The organism is Neorhizobium sp. R1-B, from assembly GCF_004368875.1.
GTDB classification, from domain to species: Bacteria; Pseudomonadota; Alphaproteobacteria; order Rhizobiales; family Rhizobiaceae; genus Neorhizobium; species Neorhizobium huautlense.
On sequence record NZ_SOEM01000011.1, the window covers coordinates 84,020 to 99,198 of the forward strand.

Sequence of the window (15,179 nt, forward strand, 5' to 3'; positions counted from 1 at the left end):
CGGCGGCTCCATGCTGGCGCCGGCGTCTGCCGTTGATCGCCCGAGCCGAGAGCCTTGGGTCGGGTCTCTTCAAAAGGCGATCCGCTATGGCGCCCCGTCGCCCTGCCGTCGCAAGACGGGCCCTCTTCAGCATGTTGGCTTCCCCCATATTCAGTGGCCGAACGTCCGCGAATACGGAACTTCAGGCGGCTGAAGGTTTATCAAGGCTTGCCGCTCAGGCTATCCCATGTTCATGGTGTAGACGCTCGTGGCGAGGGGACGGGGACTGAGCCATTTGCCTCCCGCACATCGGAAACAAAGACATTCACCTTCCCGGTCAGCAGCTTATCCAAGCCCGCGTCGCCGATCGCCTCTTCGACGAGGCTGGCGATCAACGCTTCCGAATGCAGCGCAACAGGGCGGGACATGTGGAAGGACAACAGGAGCCGCCCGCCAGGCTCCTGTTCATCATTCATCGCGGTGGTGCTGATCTTGCCGATTAGCGCGGCTTGAATGACCGGTTCGCTACGGATTGTTGCCGCAGCGAGCCGGGAAAATCGCTCCTGGTCCGCTCTGTTCGGGAGCCTCGCGACCGGAACGGTCGCGGTGACGCTCGACAGGCGGCGGCTGTAGCTGGCCACCGTCGCAATTTCTCCGAACGGTATCGTATGCAACCGGTCATCGTCATCGCGCAGCCGGAGGCTCCGGAGCTTGATCTGCTCAACTCTGCCTCGGACATCGCCGATTTCGATCATCTCTCCGAGCCGGAATACGTCATCCAGCATGCAGAAAATGCCGTTGATGATATCCTTGACCAGGGCCTGCGAGCCAAGGCTGATCGCAAGCCCGAGGATGCCCGCGCCAGCCATAACCGGCGTGATATCGATGCCAAGGGCGGAGAGTGCGATCAAAGAGAATACGCATGCAATCAATGCGAGGACCGTGAACCGAACCACAGGCAGAACTGTCGAAAGCCGCGCCTGTCGTGTTTCCCTCGCCGCTGCGGCTTCTAGGGCTTCTGGTGGCGTCATCTGTGCTTCGATCCAGACATGCGTGGCAGCCCCAAGCCAGGCAGCGACCACCAGCACGACGGAAGCGAATGTCAGGCGTCGCGAAAAATGCGGCCAGTCTGCTGGTGCGACGAAGCCGAAGGTCCCTACGAGCCAATATTCTGCGATGACGCGCAACATTACCGCGATGGCGATGCTGTCGATCGCTACGCGCAGGACAAATAGCAGGCGCATGGTTGCGGGGCGGCGCGACAACGCAATGCTGAGCGCCAGCGTTCGATCAAAAACAAGCGTAACAAAGGTGGCGGCAATTGTGCCCTTGATGCCTCGATAGAGATCGAAGTCGTCGGCAATCCAGCCCCATGTCCACAACAGGAGGGTGAGGAGGGCAAGCCAAATGCCGAACAGATAGAGTTCCGGCCGAAGCCCATGCTGTCGCAGGACATGGAACAGCCGGAAAGTGCCGGCCAGCATTGCGGAAGAAATCGTGAAGGTCAGGAGCTTGACGGAATCAAGAGGCAATCCGTTGCGGCCGGCGGCCTCGAGCACAACGGCATGCAGATGCCCGACGGCGAGGATGGCGCTGCCATACCAGACGGCCTTCTGGGCGCCCTCGTCATCGAGCGCTATGAGCCTGAGCGACGAGATATTCGGCCGAAATATCACGCCCATCAACGTCAGGGTTGCCAACCATCTGATCATTCCCCCGGCAAGATCCACGGGAAACGTCGCTTCGCCCGGGGCAAAGCCAAACCAGCGCACGAGCAAGAGGCGTGCGACGACGATAGCGGCAATCAGCGGCAGCAGATCCCATCCCATGAGCTTGAGCATGCCGATGAAGGGCAGCCGTTCGCGTGCCGCAGCCTGTCTTCTGTCGCGAAGCAGATGGGCAACCGTTGCAAAGGCCAATATCGCCGCACAACTGATTGTCGCCGTTGCGGTTAGATGAGCGGAAACATGCCCGGCGTTCGACTGGAATGTCCGGAGAATGTCTTCGGGCAGGCGGGGAAACGCCAGTATGGCCGCAACGAGTTCAGCTTCCAGCCGATCGGCAAAGGCTTGAATCAATTGCAGCGGAGAGCCGAATTCTGACGCCACCAGTTGAGGCGGTGCGCTCACGGGAGCGATCCCCCTCTCGATACTCCAGTCGATTGCATATCACCCCCGACTCCTCCAACCAGCCGCGGCGATTTCAGGTTCTCCAATGCGCGGTGATCGAGTTTGAACCGGAGCGGAATATCCTGAGAACACTTTCCGAGCCACCCCATGAACATGGCATGTCCCGACGTCACGGTTTTCCGCATGGTGAGGTTCACGCTCAGGATGGCTTGGGCTCTGAAGGTCTCGACAGGAGGAAGATGATGGGTCGCAAAACGGGTCCCGTGCGCGCCGGATTGGCGTTCGTCTATCTAGCGACGTTGTCGATCGCCGGATTGGTGCCGGCACCGGCATCGGCCGTGGTCTATTGCAAAGCGGTAGGTATCCCCAAGGGTTGCGTGGTCCGACCGCCGGCTGCGGCGGTGATCTATTGCACCGCGCCCGGCGTTCCCGTGGGCTGCGTGGTTCGTCCGAGGACGGCGACCGCGATCTATTGCACTGCACCCGGCGTGCCGGTTGGATGTCGGCCCCATCCCGTTGCTGTCGCTCCCCGCGTTGGGGCTCCGGGCGTGGGCGTCGTCGGAACACCGATGAATCGGGGCGGCCCAGTTAACCGGGTAGGCAGACGATAGGACGGCGTATGACCTGTCCGTCTTGGACGGCAGGTCCTATGCCGGTCAGTGCCGCTCGCCTGCAGCGCCATCCCTGTCATCGGCAGAAGGCGTCGTACCGAAGTGACTGGGCAGGATCAGGCTTACCCTCGTACCTTGCTGTCCGGAGGATATGGTAAGAAGTGCGCCGCACAGCTCGGCGCGCCTCTTCATGTTCAGAAGTCCCCGCCCTGTCCGCGGATGAGCCGGTGAGGCAGCGACGCGCGGTATGCAGAGGTCGAACCCGCTGCCATCATCTTCGACGCTGATCCGCCCGCTTGCCTCCTCAGGGACATCATGAATGGTCTCGATGATAACCCGGAGCTTCTTGGCCCCTGAGTGCTTCACGGCATTGGTGACCGCTTCATCGAGCAGGCGGATCACCTGGATCACGTGCCACGGCCGTAACCCCGGAAAAATAGGCAGACCACCCGGCGTCAGCACCTGCCATTCGAGTTGAATGCTGTGTGCGCGTAGCTGTGCCGAAATGCGTTCGCGCCATGAGCCGAGTACCAGCATCAAGTCGCCGTCGATTTCCTCCATGGCATCGATGACGAGGCGTAGGTCTTTCAGTGCGGCACGCGCCGCGTCTCCTATCACTGTTGCGCTGCCGCCATGTTGCTGTTCCGCGAGCGCGACGATGCTGACGAGCTGCCCCCCTAAACCGTCGTGCAGATCGCGCATCAGGCGTGTTCGCTCCGCAGCCAATGCTTCCTTGCGGGATCGTTCCTCCTCGCGCGCGAAACTGGCGCGCAGCTTCTCCTCCGCGTCCCGGACCTGCCTGAACAGGCGGCCCGCAAAATCGTCAGCTTGGTTCAAGGCCTGGACCACGCGCAGGGTGAGGCCGATACCGATTGCAATCAGCACTACCGAGTAGGAGAGACGACCGAGAAATATACGCTCGCCCGGCAGTGCATCGAGCACGGTCAGCGCATCGTGGACCCAGAAAACCAGGACTGCAGTGAGCGTCGATCCGAGGAAAAAGCTGCTTCGTTCGCTTCGGAACAACGCAGACCAGCCAAGAATGACAGCCGTCAGTACAACGAACACGCCGATGCTTGCGGGTCCCAGCAACATATAGGTTGTTCTGACGACTTCGGGATCGCCAATCGCGCTGGCTGCCAAGATGATCAGGCTTGGAAGGAAGACGAACCATCCCAGCCGCGACGAGACCTTAAGGCCAGTGAAACGCGCTGCGAAATGGAGCACGAGAGCGCTTTCCAGCGGGACCGATGCGCCGAGAAAGCCATGCAATATCTGATGGGTGGGGAAAGGGATGAATTGTTGGATAACCCCCACCGCCATAGCCGCCGCAAGCCAACCATAGGCGTGTTCATGGCGCCTGCTGAGCCATATAAAACCGAGGATCGCACCGACAGTTCCCTGCCAGGCAGCCAGGATGAGCGGGATTGTCTGGAACAGGAGCATCCGCTTATCGTACGAAGACCTCAGTTCTGTATCCGGGCCGACATAGATAGTGTCCAGGTATCCCGTGAGTGGCCCCCAGACGAAGAGCCGCAGTGTAATTTCGTTCGGCCCGTCCCGCAGGAGTGCGGATGGAATAGGGGCTATGGCTGGAATGTTGCGATCCACGCGTCCAGCGGTCGGATTGAGGCGGCTATCCAGGATTGTGGCCCCATTGACCGCCACCTCCACCCCACTGGTAAATCTGGGGAGGAAAATCGCCCAAGGTTGCGATGCTTCCGTGGGTGCGCGTTCAAAGCTCATTCTGTAGATGAAAGGCGGCGCGTCGGTCCTTGTCCGCTGGTGCCGGTGAGGCAGGGCGATTGCCAGCCAAACCGCTTCGTCCTGGCGAAGTTCGGCGCTCAACACTTGGTATTGTGCCGGCGGTCTGGGTGGATCCAACTGTAGGAGGAAGATACACGCAGCCATAATAATGAGCTGCAGACCGAGATAGGTCGGCAGCCTCAGATCCCGCGGGCGAGCAATGGTTAAAGTATCGGTCATTAAAAATTGTTTCTACAATTTGATCAGCCCTTGCTGAAGAGCCTCGAATACTGCCTCGCCGCGGGTGTTGACTTCGAGCTTGCGATAAATGTTCTTGATATAACCCGGAACGGTTTGCCGCGATATCCCAAGATGATCGGCTATGTCCGCATAGCTGAAGCCTTTGGCGATGCCCCAGAGGATATCGATCTCGCGGCGGGTGAGTTTCGCGGTGTTGAGGTCGGAGACACGAGAGTTGGTGCCCGGCCCTCCTTGCGTGCGCCTCACGATGAAGCGGGCGATCGACGCCGATATCGGCGAATGACCCCGCAACAGGTTTCGCACCGTATCGGCGATGTCCGTCGGAAATGCATCCTTCAGCAGATAGCCGTTTGCGCCCACCAGAATTGCGGAAATGACGCTCTCCTCATCGCCGAGTATGGAGATCACCATAATCTCGGTGGTGCCGTTGCGTTGCTTCACCTCACGGATCAGCTCCATCCCGTTCCCATCAGGAAGCTGGAGATCGGTCAGCAATACGTCCGGCACGGAAGCGTTGACGATCTGACGGGCCTCGCCGAGGGTTGCCGCCTCTGCAACGCTGAATTCGCTCTCGCGCGACAGTGCATCGCTGATGCGCCAACGGGTCGGCGCGTCGTCTTCGACGATCAGAATCGATACCGGATTGCCGGTACCCCCATTCGACCGTACGGATGACACTTGAATTCCTCTCCGCCCATTTGATGCCCTGCGGGACTATCGCGTAAATCATCCCGCCAGACCAGCCATGATCATGGGGAGCGGTGCATTCCCCTTGGTTGCACGCTCGGCCGTACTCATCGGTCTGCACGAGCGTCGGCGACTTACTTCAAGTAACGAAGGAATACATCCAACTATATGCTCAGACGGCGTCTGAACCGATATCCCAGTAAAGTCCCGCCATGATCGCCAACCCTTCCCTGACGATGGATATCGGCAGATGCTCATTGGCCGCATGCTGCAAGCAACCTGGATAAGAATGTGGAATCCAGATCGTCGGCAGTCTGAGCAGGTCCGAGAAGACGTTGTTGGGCAGCGAGCCTCCCAGGTTGGGAAGGATCGCGGGTGGTGCACCCAGCGTCTTCTCAATGGATGCCGCGACCCGCTTTACCCAAGGGTGATCCGGGTCCAGGCGGCTTGCGCGGAAGGTAGCATCTGTCGGGTCTTTGACGACCACCCGGTCATAGCCGGCCGCCTTCAATGTCTTGCGGACGGCGGGGATGACCGCATCCGGATCAACGCCTACCGGAAAACGTAGCTGGACCCGCGCCCTTGCCCTGGGCGGTATGGCATTGAGCGGTTGAGCGAGATTGCCGCATTCCATCTCCATGACATCGAAGGAACTCCAGGCAAAGACCTTTTCCTCCGGCGTCAGGCCCGGCTCTCCCCACCAAGGTTCGACTGGCGGGTCGCCGTCGGCGGGTGCGATGTGGCAGTCCTTTAAGGCTACCCGGACGTTTTCGGGGATCATTCCCGGTGTCATCTCGGGCACCTGGATGCGGCCGGCCCGATCCACGAGCGTTGTGATCGCATGGCAAAGTTCGATAGCCGGGTCGGAAAGAAGACCGCCCCAATTGCCCGAGTGCTGAAACGTCTCTCTCGTGTTGATTTCCAGATGAAAGGAGATGCCGCCTCGGGCGCCAAGGAATATCGTCGGCCGGTCAAATGAGAGCCGGGGTCCATCGGATGCGATGAACACATCAGCCTTCAACTCCTCGGCATGCGCGGCGCATATCTCCCCCAGGCCGGGCGAGCCGGACTCTTCGCCCATCTCGATCAGGTATTTCAGGTTGAAGCCGAGGGCACCTTTGATTGCCAACACCGCCTCGATTGCAGCCAGGTTTACCGTATGTTGGCCCTTGTTGTCTGCGGTGCCACGGCCATACCAGGCACCATTTCTCTCGGTCATCTCGAAGGGCGAGAGGCCATTGTCCCACTGGCCCGCAAGTCCGGCGACCACGTCGCCATGGCCGTACTGCAGGACCGTCGTGTAGCTCGGATTCTCCATGCGTTCAGCGAGTAGGAACGGCCCTGGGGCCATCTCGTTTTCATAGATTTTGGTGGTGAAACCGAGGCGCTGAAAGAAGGGCTGCATGTCCTTTGTCACGTAATGCCATAGGTCCGGCCGATTGGCGGCAACGCGACTTGCCGAGGGTATCATGACCCGCTCACGCAGCGTGGCTTCAAAGGAACCGTCGTCCACATAGCTGACGGCCTTGTCGATGGTCGCTTGACGGGAAGGGGGTATCCTCATCATGAAATTCCTGGATTGTCAGGTCGTTGTGGCCCACTCGGGCGATGCTGTTGTCGAAATATGTGACAGATCGAAGCCGAGGTGACAACGAAACATGCATGAGGTTCGGCGGCCTTCTGCGGCGAAAAGGCGCTCTGGCAGATGTGACCTTGGACTCCTCAGCCGTTGAGGAACATTGGTCCACCCCTGTGGGCAGGAAAGCCATAGCCGTTGATCATTACGAGATCGATATCGCTGGCACGGTTCGCAATGCCCTCAGCCAGCAGGGCCTTTCCTTCCGCAGCCATAGCGCTCAACAAGCGACCAAGGATTTCTTCTCTCGGGAAGGTACGGGGTGTGATGCCTTTTTTGGTCCGAGCGGCTTCTATGATTGCGGTGACCTCCGGATCGATTGTGCGCTTGCCATCCGGATAGGCGTACCAGCCACGGCCGGCCTTCTGGCCCAGGCGGCCCGCTTCGCAGAGCGTGTCGGCGATTTCGACATAACGCGCGGAAGGATCGCGGGTCGCCGCCTGCCGCTTGCGGCGGGCCCAGGCGATTTCGAGGCCGGCCATGTCGTAGACTGCGAAAAGGCCCATCGGGAAGCCGTAGTCTTCCAGCGCGGCGTCGATCTCGTGCGGCAGGGCGCCGTCTTCCAGCAAGAATTCGGCTTCGCGGCGATAGGCAGAGAAGATGCGGTTGCCGATGAAGCCTTCGGCGACGCCTGTGACGACCGGCAGCTTTCGCAGTTTCTTGGCAACCGCCAGCCCCGTTGCCAGCACATTCGGCGCCGTTTCGGCGCAGCGAACGACCTCCAGGAGCCGCATCACATGGACGGGCGAGAAGAAATGCAGGCCGAGCACCCGCTGCGGATGGGCGGTCGCGGCGGCAATCTCGTCCGGGTTCAGGTAGCTGGTATTGGTTGCCAGCACCGCATCCGGATGGATGACCTTGTCGAGGCGCCGGAAAAGGTCGGTCTTGACGGCGAGATCGTCGAACACTGCTTCGACGACGAGATCGCAGGGAGCAAGCTCGGGGTCCGTCGCAGTCACGGAAAGCCGTGCCTTCTGGGCTTCGAAGCCGGTCTGATCGAGGCGGCCCGAGGCGACGTTGCGTTCCAGCAGGCCGATGATGCGCTCTTTGCCCTTTTCGGCGGCTTCGGCGGTCTGGTCGAGGCCGATCACCGAATAACCGGCACCAAGGGCGGCAACGGCAATGCCGCTGCCCATCAGGCCAAGGCCGCAGATGCCGATTGTGTTCACCGGGCGAGGTTGGACGCCTTCCAGATCTTCGACCTTGGAGGACTCCCGTTCGGCGAAGAAGACATAACGAAGGGCGGCTGCCTCGCTGCTGTCGCGGAGTGCGAGGAACGTGGCGCGTTCATCCGCCAGGCCTTCGGTAAGGGGACGATTGGACGAGGTGACAAGCCGGACCGCTTCGGCCGGCGCCTTCTGGCCGCGTGCCCTGGCGAGAATTTTGGCAGAGACCTTTTCGATCTCGGCGGGATCGGCGGCGGCTAAGGTCAACTCGCCGGTGCGGCGGAGTGGTTTGCTGCCCAATGCCGAAGCAGCGGATATTGCGGCTTCAACGAGATCCTCTGCGGCTACCACGTCGATGATCTCGAGTTTCAGGGCCTCCTCGGCCTTCACCGAGCGTCCCGAGGTGATCAGGTCGAGCGCCGCGGGGATGCCGATCAGGCGCGGCAGGCGTTGCGTGCCGCCGGCGCCGGGGACGATGCCGAGTTTGACTTCGGGCAGGCCGACCTGCGCGGCCGGTGCGGCGACGCGGTAGTGGCAGGCAAGTGCGACTTCGAGACCGCCGCCGAGTGCTGCGCCATTCAGGGCAGCCACGACCGGTTTCGACAGGTTCTCGATCTTTTCGATGACCGCCGGCAGGGTCGGCTCCATGACCGGCGTGCCGAATTCCCTGATGTCGGCGCCGCCGACAAATGTCTTTCCAGCACCGGTAATCACGACGCTGGTCACCTCGGCGACCGCTTCTGCGTGGGCGAGTGCTTTCGCAAGCCCGCTGCGGACATCGACGGAGGTCGCGTTGACCGGCGGGTTGTCGATCGTGACGACCAGAACTCCGTTGCGGGTCGTCGCGGAAACCGTGGCGGAAAATTCGATCGTCTCGTTCATGATTGCCTCAGGCCGGAATGACGGCGGTCGCCTGGATTTCGATCTTGGCGCGGTCTTCCACCAGCGCCACGACCTGCATGGCGGCCATGGCGGGGAAATGCTTGCCGATGATTTCGCGATAGGCCTGGCCGATACCCTTGAGGTTGCCGAGGTATTCGGCCTTGTCGGTAAAATACCAAGTCATGGTGGTGATGTGCTCGGGTCCTGCGCCGGCTTCGGCCAGCACGGCGACCACATTCTGCAGCGTCTGCTTCACCTGCCCGACGAAATCGTCGGTCTCGAACTGGCATTGGCCATTCCAGCCGATCTGCCCGCCGACGAAGATCTGGCGGCCGCTGGCGGCCACGCCGTTGGCGTAACCGATCGGTTTTGCCCAGCCTTCAGGCTGCAGAATCGTGTGCATCATCGTTCTCCAAATGCTGTGTCAGCGCTGCGCGCATATCGTGCGGCCAAGGAAGGGCCTTATGGGTTTCGTGCGAGGTGGCGACGAGCCGCTGCTTCGCCGTCCAGAGCAGCCGATCGCCGACCCGTACTTCGTATTCGAGATCGGCGGAGCTGTTGCCGATCCGGATGACCTTAACGGTGAAATCCATCATATCGCCGTGGTAACCGGGGCTCCTGAACGCGACGTCCAGAGTTACGGTCGGCACGCCGATCTTGCGGTCGGTGATCATGTCAGGCCATGGCGCGCCGAGCGAGCCGAAAAACTCCTCGCAAACCCCGACCAGGATGTTCAGGTAGGAGGGGAAATAGGCGATGCCGGAGGGGTCGCAATCTCCGAAGTTCAGGCGGCGGGAGGTCGTGTAAGCCATGATCGTTCCTCACGCCTTCAGAAGTTCGCGGGCAATGATGAGCTTCTGGACCTCGGTCGCGCCTTCGTAGATGCGCAGCGCCCGGATTTCCCGGTAGAGGCTTTCGGTGATCTCGCCGCTTTTTACGCCGCGACCGCCAAAGATCTGCACGGCGCGGTCGATGACGCTTTGTGCATTCTCGGTCGCCACCATCTTGGCCATCGCGGCCTCCTTGGTGGTCGGCAGGCCCTGTACGTCGCGGCGCCAGGCGGCGCGGTAGGTCAAGAGTGCTCCGGCATCGATCTCAGCCGCCATGTCGCCGAAAGCGGCCTGAGTGAGCTGCAGGTCGGAAAGGTGGTTGCCGAACATCGGTCGGTTCTTCGCATAAGCAACGGCTTCGTCGAGCGCCCGCTTGGCAAAACCGAGCGCCGCGGCAGAGACGGAGGCGCGAAAGATGTCGAGCGTCCGCATGGCGATCTTGAAACCTTCGCCGGGCGCCCCGAGCAGGCGCGAAGCCGGAATGCGGCAGTTCTCGAAACGGATTGTTGCCAGCGGATGCGGGGCGATGACGTCGATGCGCTCGGCGATCGAGAAGCCGGGATCGTCGTCAAAGACCACGAAGGCGGAAATGCCGCGCGTGCCGGGGGCCTCGCCGGTGCGGACGAAGACGGTGTAGACATCGGCGATGCCGCCGTTGGAGATCCAGGTCTTTTCGCCGTCGAGAATATAATGGTCGCCGTCCTTGCGGGCCGCGCAGGCCATGGCGGCGACGTCCGAGCCGGCTTCCTTTTCGGAGAGCGCGAAGGCGGAGATCCATTCGCCGGATTGTGCTTTCGGCAGAACCGTGCGGCGCAGCTCCTCGGAGCCGGAGAGGCCGATCGCGCCGGTGCCGAGGCCCTGCATGGCGAAGGCGAAGTCGGCAAGCCCGTCGTGCCAGGCGAGCGTCTCGCGCGTCAGGCAGGCGGCGCGGCTGTCGATCGGCCGGCTGCCGCCGGCACCGGTCGCGGCATCCAGAAGGCCTGCCTGGCCGAGCGCCTTGACGATCGCCCGGCAGGCGCCGTCGGTATTCGAATGGTCGATATGGCTCAGCGCGCCTGACGCCGCAAAGGCGTCGAGCTTTTCAGCAAGCACCTTGTGGCTCTCGTCGAAGAACGGCCAGTCGAGGAAATCGCGTGCCGGCCCTTTGAGCGTCGTTGGCGCGGTCATCAGTTGCCCTCGAAGACCGGCTTGCGCTTTTCGGCGAAGGCCTCGAAGGCGCGGCGAAAATCCTTGGTGGCCATGCAGATCGCCTGGGCCTGGGCTTCCGATTCGATCATCTCGTCGATGCCCATCGCCCATTCTTGGTTCAGCATGGTTTTGGTCATCGTGTGGGCGAACCACGGGCCGTCGGCCAGCGAATGGGCGAGCTTCACGGCTTCGGCTTCCAAGACATCGGCCGGATGGATCGTGTTGAAAAAGCCCCAGGCCTCGCCTTCGCGGGCATTCATCGTGCGGCCGGTGAACAGAAGCTCGGCGGCGCGGCCCTGGCCGATGATGCGCGGCAGGATCCCGCAGGCGCCCATGTCCGCCCCGGCAAGGCCGACGCGGGTGAAGAGGAAGGCGGTCTTGGCTTCCGGCGTCGCCACCCGGATGTCGGAGGCCATGGCAAGGATCGCCCCGGCGCCCATGCAGATGCCGTCGACGGCGGCGACGATCGGCTGCGGGCACTTCTTCATCGCCTTGACGAGGTCGCCGGTCATGCGGGTGAAGGCCAGCAGATCCGGCATCGCCATATGGGTCAGCGGCTCGATGATCTCGAAGACGTCGCCACCGGAGGAGAAATTGCCGCCGGCACCGGTCAGGACTATCGAGCGGATATCGGAGGCGTAGACGAGATCGCGAAAAAGATCGCGCAATTCCGCATAACTTTCGAAGGTCAGCGGGTTCTTGCGCTGGGCCCGGTTCAGGCGGATGGTCGCGACGCGGTCATTTTCGCTCACTTCCCAGAGAAAGTGCTTCGGCTGGTAGTCCTTGAAGGGGCGGAGATGTCCCGCCATCGAAGCCTGTTCGCTCATCCTGCCAATACCTCCCCACCGGCAACCGCGATTGCCTGTCCGTTGATTGATGCAGCTCCGGGCGATGCCAGCCACAGAACCGTGTCCGCGACCTCCTCCGGCTTCACCAGCCGCCCCTGCGGATTGCTTTTGGTAAATTCCTTCAACGCCTGCTCCTCCGTCCGTCCGGTCTTGGCGACGATTGTTTCGATCGAACGGGCGATCAGAGGTGTGTCGGTAAAGCCGGGGCAGACGGCGTTGACGGTGATGCCGGTCCTGGCAAGCTCCAGCGCCAGGGAACGGGTGAGGCCGACGACGCCATGTTTGGCGGCCACGTAGGCAGAGACGTAGGCATAACCGGTGAGCCCGGCGGTCGAGGCGATGTTGATGATGCGGGCGCCTGACCCAAAAGCCTTGAGATCCGGCAGCACGGCCTGTGTCATGAGGAATACGCCGGTGAGGTCGACCGTCATCACCCGGTTCCACATCTCCAGCGAGGTCTTTTCGAAGGGCGCGCTCGGGCCTTCTCCCGCATTGTTGACGAGGATATCGACCGGGCCGAAGGCAGCGCGGGCTGTCTTGAGGCCGTTGTCGATGGCGATTTCGTCGGTTACGTCGAAACCGTCGGCGACGCAGACCTTATTCTTACCGAGCTTTTCGGCCAGCGCCTCCAGTGGTTCGGTCCGCCGGCCCGCCAGCGTCACCCGCGCGCCGGCTTCCACCAGCGCCGTCGCGATCGCCGCGCCGATGCCCGAACCCGCGCCGGTGACGAGGGCGTGGCGGTTGGCAAGCCTGGCCGGGGCCGCTTCGGTCATGACGTGATCCTTATTTCGCTGCAGCCGTCGGGCCGGCGGCCGGAGGGGCAGCCGCTGCCGCAGCGCGCGCGAGGTTGGTCTCGTATTGCGCCTTGCCGGAATAATACTGCTTCGGCCAGGGAATGCTGGTCAGGCCGATCTTGGCTGCCTCGTGCAGAACCCAGGCGGGGTCGGCGAGATGCGGGCGGGCGACGGCGCAAAGATCGGCACGGCCGGCGGCGATGATCGAGTTGGCGTGGTCGGCCTCGGAAATCGCGCCGACGGCGATGGTCGGGATGCCGATCTCGTTGCGGATCTTGTCGGAAAAGGGCGTCTGGAAGAGGCGGCCATAGACCGGCTTTTCTTCCTTCCAGACCTGACCGGAGGAGCAGTCGATCAGGTCGGCTCCCACTCCCTTGAACATTTTTGCGAAGATGGCGGCGTCTTCGGGTGTGTTTCCACCCTCGAACCAGTCGTGGCAGGAAAGTCGGACGGAAATCGGCTTGTCGTCTGGCCAGACTTCTCGGATGGCGCGGAAGACTTCGAGCGGATAGCGAGCGCGGTTTTCGTGGCTGCCGCCGTATTCGTCGGTGCGGATGTTGGTGAGCGGCGAGAGGAAGCTCGAGAGCAGATAACCGTGTGCGCAGTGCAGTTCCAGCCAGTCGGCGCCGGCTTCGGCCGCATATCCAGCCGCCCGTACAAAATCCGCCCTGACGCGATCCATATCGTCTCGGTCCATCGCTTTCGGGGTCTGGCTGCTTTTGAGGTAGGGGAGTGCCGAAGCCGAGATCAATGGCCAGCCACCCTCTTCGATCGGCTGGTCGATGCCTTCCCAGGCGACCTTGGTCGAGCCCTTGCGGCCCGCATGGCCAAGCTGGATGCCGACCTTGGCGGCGGAATTCTCATGAACGAAGGAAACGAAACGCTTCCAGGCCGCCGCCTGTTCATCGTTCCAAAGGCCGAGGCAGCCGTGGGTGATGCGGGCATCCGGCGAGACGCAGGTCATTTCCCCAAACACGAGGCCGGCGCCGCCAAGCGCACGGGAGCCGAGATGGACCAGATGGAAATCGTCCAGCATGCCGTCCTTGGCGGAATACATCGCCATCGGCGACATGACGATGCGGTTCGGCAGATGTGTTTCGCGCAGCGAATAGGGCGTGAACATCGGCGGCAGGGTGCGGCCGTTGCCGCTGACGTCGATGCCGTTTTTCCCGGCGAACCAGCGCTCGTAACCTTCCAGCCATTTCGGATCGCGCAGGCGAAGGTTTTCGTGGCTGATGCGCTGGGAGCGGGTCAACATCGAATACATGAATTGTTCCGGCTCCAGTGTATCGGCATAACGCTGGCCGACCACTTCGAACCATTCCATGGCGTTGCGGGCCGCATTCTGGATGCGGGCGACATCGACGCGGCGGATTTCCTCGTAGGTATCGAGAACCGCCGGGATCTTGTCCTTGGAATGGCCGAGCTTGTTGAACTGGTTGGTGAGCTCGATCGCGTCGTCGATGGCGAGCTTGGTGCCGGAACCGATCGCGAAATGGGCGGTGTGGGCGGCGTCGCCCATCAGCACGACATGCGAGTTGCCGTTGAAATGGCTCCACTTGCCGCAGATGAGGCGGTTGAAGTTCAGCCACGCGGATCCGCGCAGATGCCGCGCATTGGTCATCAGTTCGGAGCCTTCGAGCACTTCCGAGAACAGGTCCTGGCAGAAGTCGATCGAGCCCTGCTGGTCCATCTGGCCAAGGCCGTGCTTTTCGTAGGCCTCTTCGGTGGTCTCGACAATGAAGGTCGAGGTCTTGTCGTCGAACTTGTAGATATGCGCCTGGAACCAGCCGTGGTCCGTCTTGCGGAAATCGAAGGTGAAGGCGTCAAACAGCTTGTTGGTGCCGAGCCAGATATAGCGGTTCGGGCGCACAACGAGATCCGGCTCAAAAACTTCCGGATAACGGTTGCGGATCTTCGAGTTGAAGCCGTCGGAAGCGATGATCAGGTCCGCATCCGGATAGTCGATATCGCCGTTGGCCTCCGTCTCGAAAACCAGTTCAACGCCGAGCGCCTCGCAGCGGCGCTGCAGGATGTTCAAGAGCTTCTTGCGGCCGATGCCGACGAAGCCGTGGCCTGACGTGCGCTGGCGCGTGCCCTTGAACAGCAGTTCGATATCGTCCCAGTGATTGAATGCATCCTCGATTTCGGCGGCACTTTCCGGGTCCCAGGCCTTCATCGACACCATGGTGGCGTCAGAGAACACCACGCCCCAGCCGAACGTGTCGTAAGGTTTGTTGCGCTCGACCACCGAGATCGAATGCTCGGGATGAAACTTCTTCATCAGGAGCGCGAAGTAGAGGCCGGCTGGGCCGCCACCGATACAGACGATGCGCATATCCAAGTCCTCCTGACAGTTCACCACTTAATTATTTTAAGTTTAAACTATATGGCTTCGGATCTGGCCGTCAAGCTTATAATT

General features: G+C 61.6%; 12 protein-coding genes. 1 reads left to right on the forward strand and 11 read right to left on the reverse strand.

From position 1 onward, the window contains the following. Positions 1 to 230: 230 nt before the first annotated feature. The gene (locus EDE05_RS16295; protein ID WP_134101949.1) at positions 231 to 2,108 is read right to left on the reverse strand and encodes a mechanosensitive ion channel domain-containing protein; all 1,878 of its coding nucleotides are present in this window, start codon (positions 2,106 to 2,108) and stop codon (positions 231 to 233) included. Between the two features lie 242 nt (positions 2,109 to 2,350). Here EDE05_RS16295 and EDE05_RS16300 point away from each other — a divergent pair, with 242 nt between their 5' ends. Beyond that, positions 2,351 to 2,719 (forward strand): hypothetical protein, encoded by a 369-nt coding sequence (locus EDE05_RS16300; RefSeq protein WP_105373118.1) that lies wholly within the window; start codon positions 2,351 to 2,353, stop codon positions 2,717 to 2,719. Positions 2,720 to 2,764: 45 nt separating this feature from the next. Here EDE05_RS16300 and EDE05_RS16305 read toward each other — a convergent pair whose 3' ends face one another. From EDE05_RS16305 to EDE05_RS16350, 10 genes are all read right to left on the reverse strand, one after another. After that, positions 2,765 to 4,165, reverse strand: coding sequence for an ATP-binding protein (locus EDE05_RS16305; RefSeq protein ID WP_245519924.1), 1,401 nt, complete (start codon positions 4,163 to 4,165; stop codon positions 2,765 to 2,767). Between the two features lie 552 nt (positions 4,166 to 4,717). Further along, positions 4,718 to 5,404: a response regulator transcription factor gene (locus EDE05_RS16310; RefSeq protein ID WP_105373116.1), complete on the reverse strand. Its 687-nt coding sequence runs from the start codon at positions 5,402 to 5,404 to the stop codon at positions 4,718 to 4,720. A 181-nt stretch (positions 5,405 to 5,585) separates the two neighbouring features. Further along, positions 5,586 to 6,980 carry a M20 family metallopeptidase gene (locus EDE05_RS16315; RefSeq protein WP_132411286.1) on the reverse strand — a complete coding sequence of 465 codons (1,395 nt, stop codon included), beginning with the start codon at positions 6,978 to 6,980 and terminating at the stop codon, positions 5,586 to 5,588. A gap of 155 nt (positions 6,981 to 7,135) precedes the next feature. Continuing rightward, on the reverse strand, positions 7,136 to 9,097 hold the full coding sequence (locus tag EDE05_RS16320) for a 3-hydroxyacyl-CoA dehydrogenase NAD-binding domain-containing protein (protein ID WP_134101951.1): 1,962 nt from the start codon (positions 9,095 to 9,097) through the stop codon (positions 7,136 to 7,138). A 7-nt stretch (positions 9,098 to 9,104) separates the two neighbouring features. Next, the gene (locus tag EDE05_RS16325) at positions 9,105 to 9,500 is read right to left on the reverse strand and encodes a RidA family protein (RefSeq protein WP_112740622.1); all 396 of its coding nucleotides are present in this window, start codon (positions 9,498 to 9,500) and stop codon (positions 9,105 to 9,107) included. After that, entirely contained in the window at positions 9,478 to 9,909 is a 432-nt protein-coding gene (locus EDE05_RS16330; RefSeq protein ID WP_132411290.1) for a thioesterase family protein, read from the reverse strand. Before EDE05_RS16330 ends, EDE05_RS16325 begins: the two co-directional genes overlap by 23 nt. Positions 9,910 to 9,918: 9 nt before the next feature. After that, positions 9,919 to 11,094 carry an acyl-CoA dehydrogenase family protein gene (locus EDE05_RS16335; RefSeq protein ID WP_112800607.1) on the reverse strand — a complete coding sequence of 392 codons (1,176 nt, stop codon included), beginning with the start codon at positions 11,092 to 11,094 and terminating at the stop codon, positions 9,919 to 9,921. After that, complete coding sequence (locus EDE05_RS16340; protein ID WP_112800605.1) at positions 11,094 to 11,942, reverse strand: enoyl-CoA hydratase family protein; 849 nt, start codon at positions 11,940 to 11,942, stop codon at positions 11,094 to 11,096. The genes EDE05_RS16335 and EDE05_RS16340 overlap by 1 nt, the downstream gene beginning before the upstream one ends. Continuing rightward, a complete protein-coding gene (locus EDE05_RS16345) occupies positions 11,939 to 12,736 on the reverse strand; it encodes an SDR family NAD(P)-dependent oxidoreductase (protein ID WP_132411292.1) in 798 nt (265 codons plus the stop codon). Before EDE05_RS16345 ends, EDE05_RS16340 begins: the two co-directional genes overlap by 4 nt. Positions 12,737 to 12,746: 10 nt before the next feature. Further along, entirely contained in the window at positions 12,747 to 15,095 is a 2,349-nt protein-coding gene (locus EDE05_RS16350; protein WP_112800600.1) for a bifunctional salicylyl-CoA 5-hydroxylase/oxidoreductase, read from the reverse strand. Positions 15,096 to 15,179 lie beyond the last annotated feature (84 nt).

Excerpts from the sequence above, each read along its gene's own strand:
- EDE05_RS16300 (WP_105373118.1), top strand. The coding sequence starts at position 2,351 with ATGGGTCGCAAAACGGGTCCCGTGCGCGCCGGATTGGCGTTCGTCTAT.
- EDE05_RS16305 (WP_245519924.1), bottom strand. The coding sequence starts at position 4,165 with ATGCTCCTGTTCCAGACAATCCCGCTCATCCTGGCTGCCTGGCAGGGA.
- EDE05_RS16315 (WP_132411286.1), bottom strand. The coding sequence starts at position 6,980 with ATGATGAGGATACCCCCTTCCCGTCAAGCGACCATCGACAAGGCCGTC.
- EDE05_RS16320 (WP_134101951.1), bottom strand. The coding sequence starts at position 9,097 with ATGAACGAGACGATCGAATTTTCCGCCACGGTTTCCGCGACGACCCGC.
- EDE05_RS16325 (WP_112740622.1), bottom strand. The coding sequence starts at position 9,500 with ATGCACACGATTCTGCAGCCTGAAGGCTGGGCAAAACCGATCGGTTAC.
- EDE05_RS16330 (WP_132411290.1), bottom strand. The coding sequence starts at position 9,909 with ATGGCTTACACGACCTCCCGCCGCCTGAACTTCGGAGATTGCGACCCC.
- EDE05_RS16335 (WP_112800607.1), bottom strand. The coding sequence starts at position 11,094 with ATGACCGCGCCAACGACGCTCAAAGGGCCGGCACGCGATTTCCTCGAC.
- EDE05_RS16340 (WP_112800605.1), bottom strand. The coding sequence starts at position 11,942 with ATGAGCGAACAGGCTTCGATGGCGGGACATCTCCGCCCCTTCAAGGAC.
- EDE05_RS16345 (WP_132411292.1), bottom strand. The coding sequence starts at position 12,736 with ATGACCGAAGCGGCCCCGGCCAGGCTTGCCAACCGCCACGCCCTCGTC.
- EDE05_RS16350 (WP_112800600.1), bottom strand. The coding sequence starts at position 15,095 with ATGCGCATCGTCTGTATCGGTGGCGGCCCAGCCGGCCTCTACTTCGCG.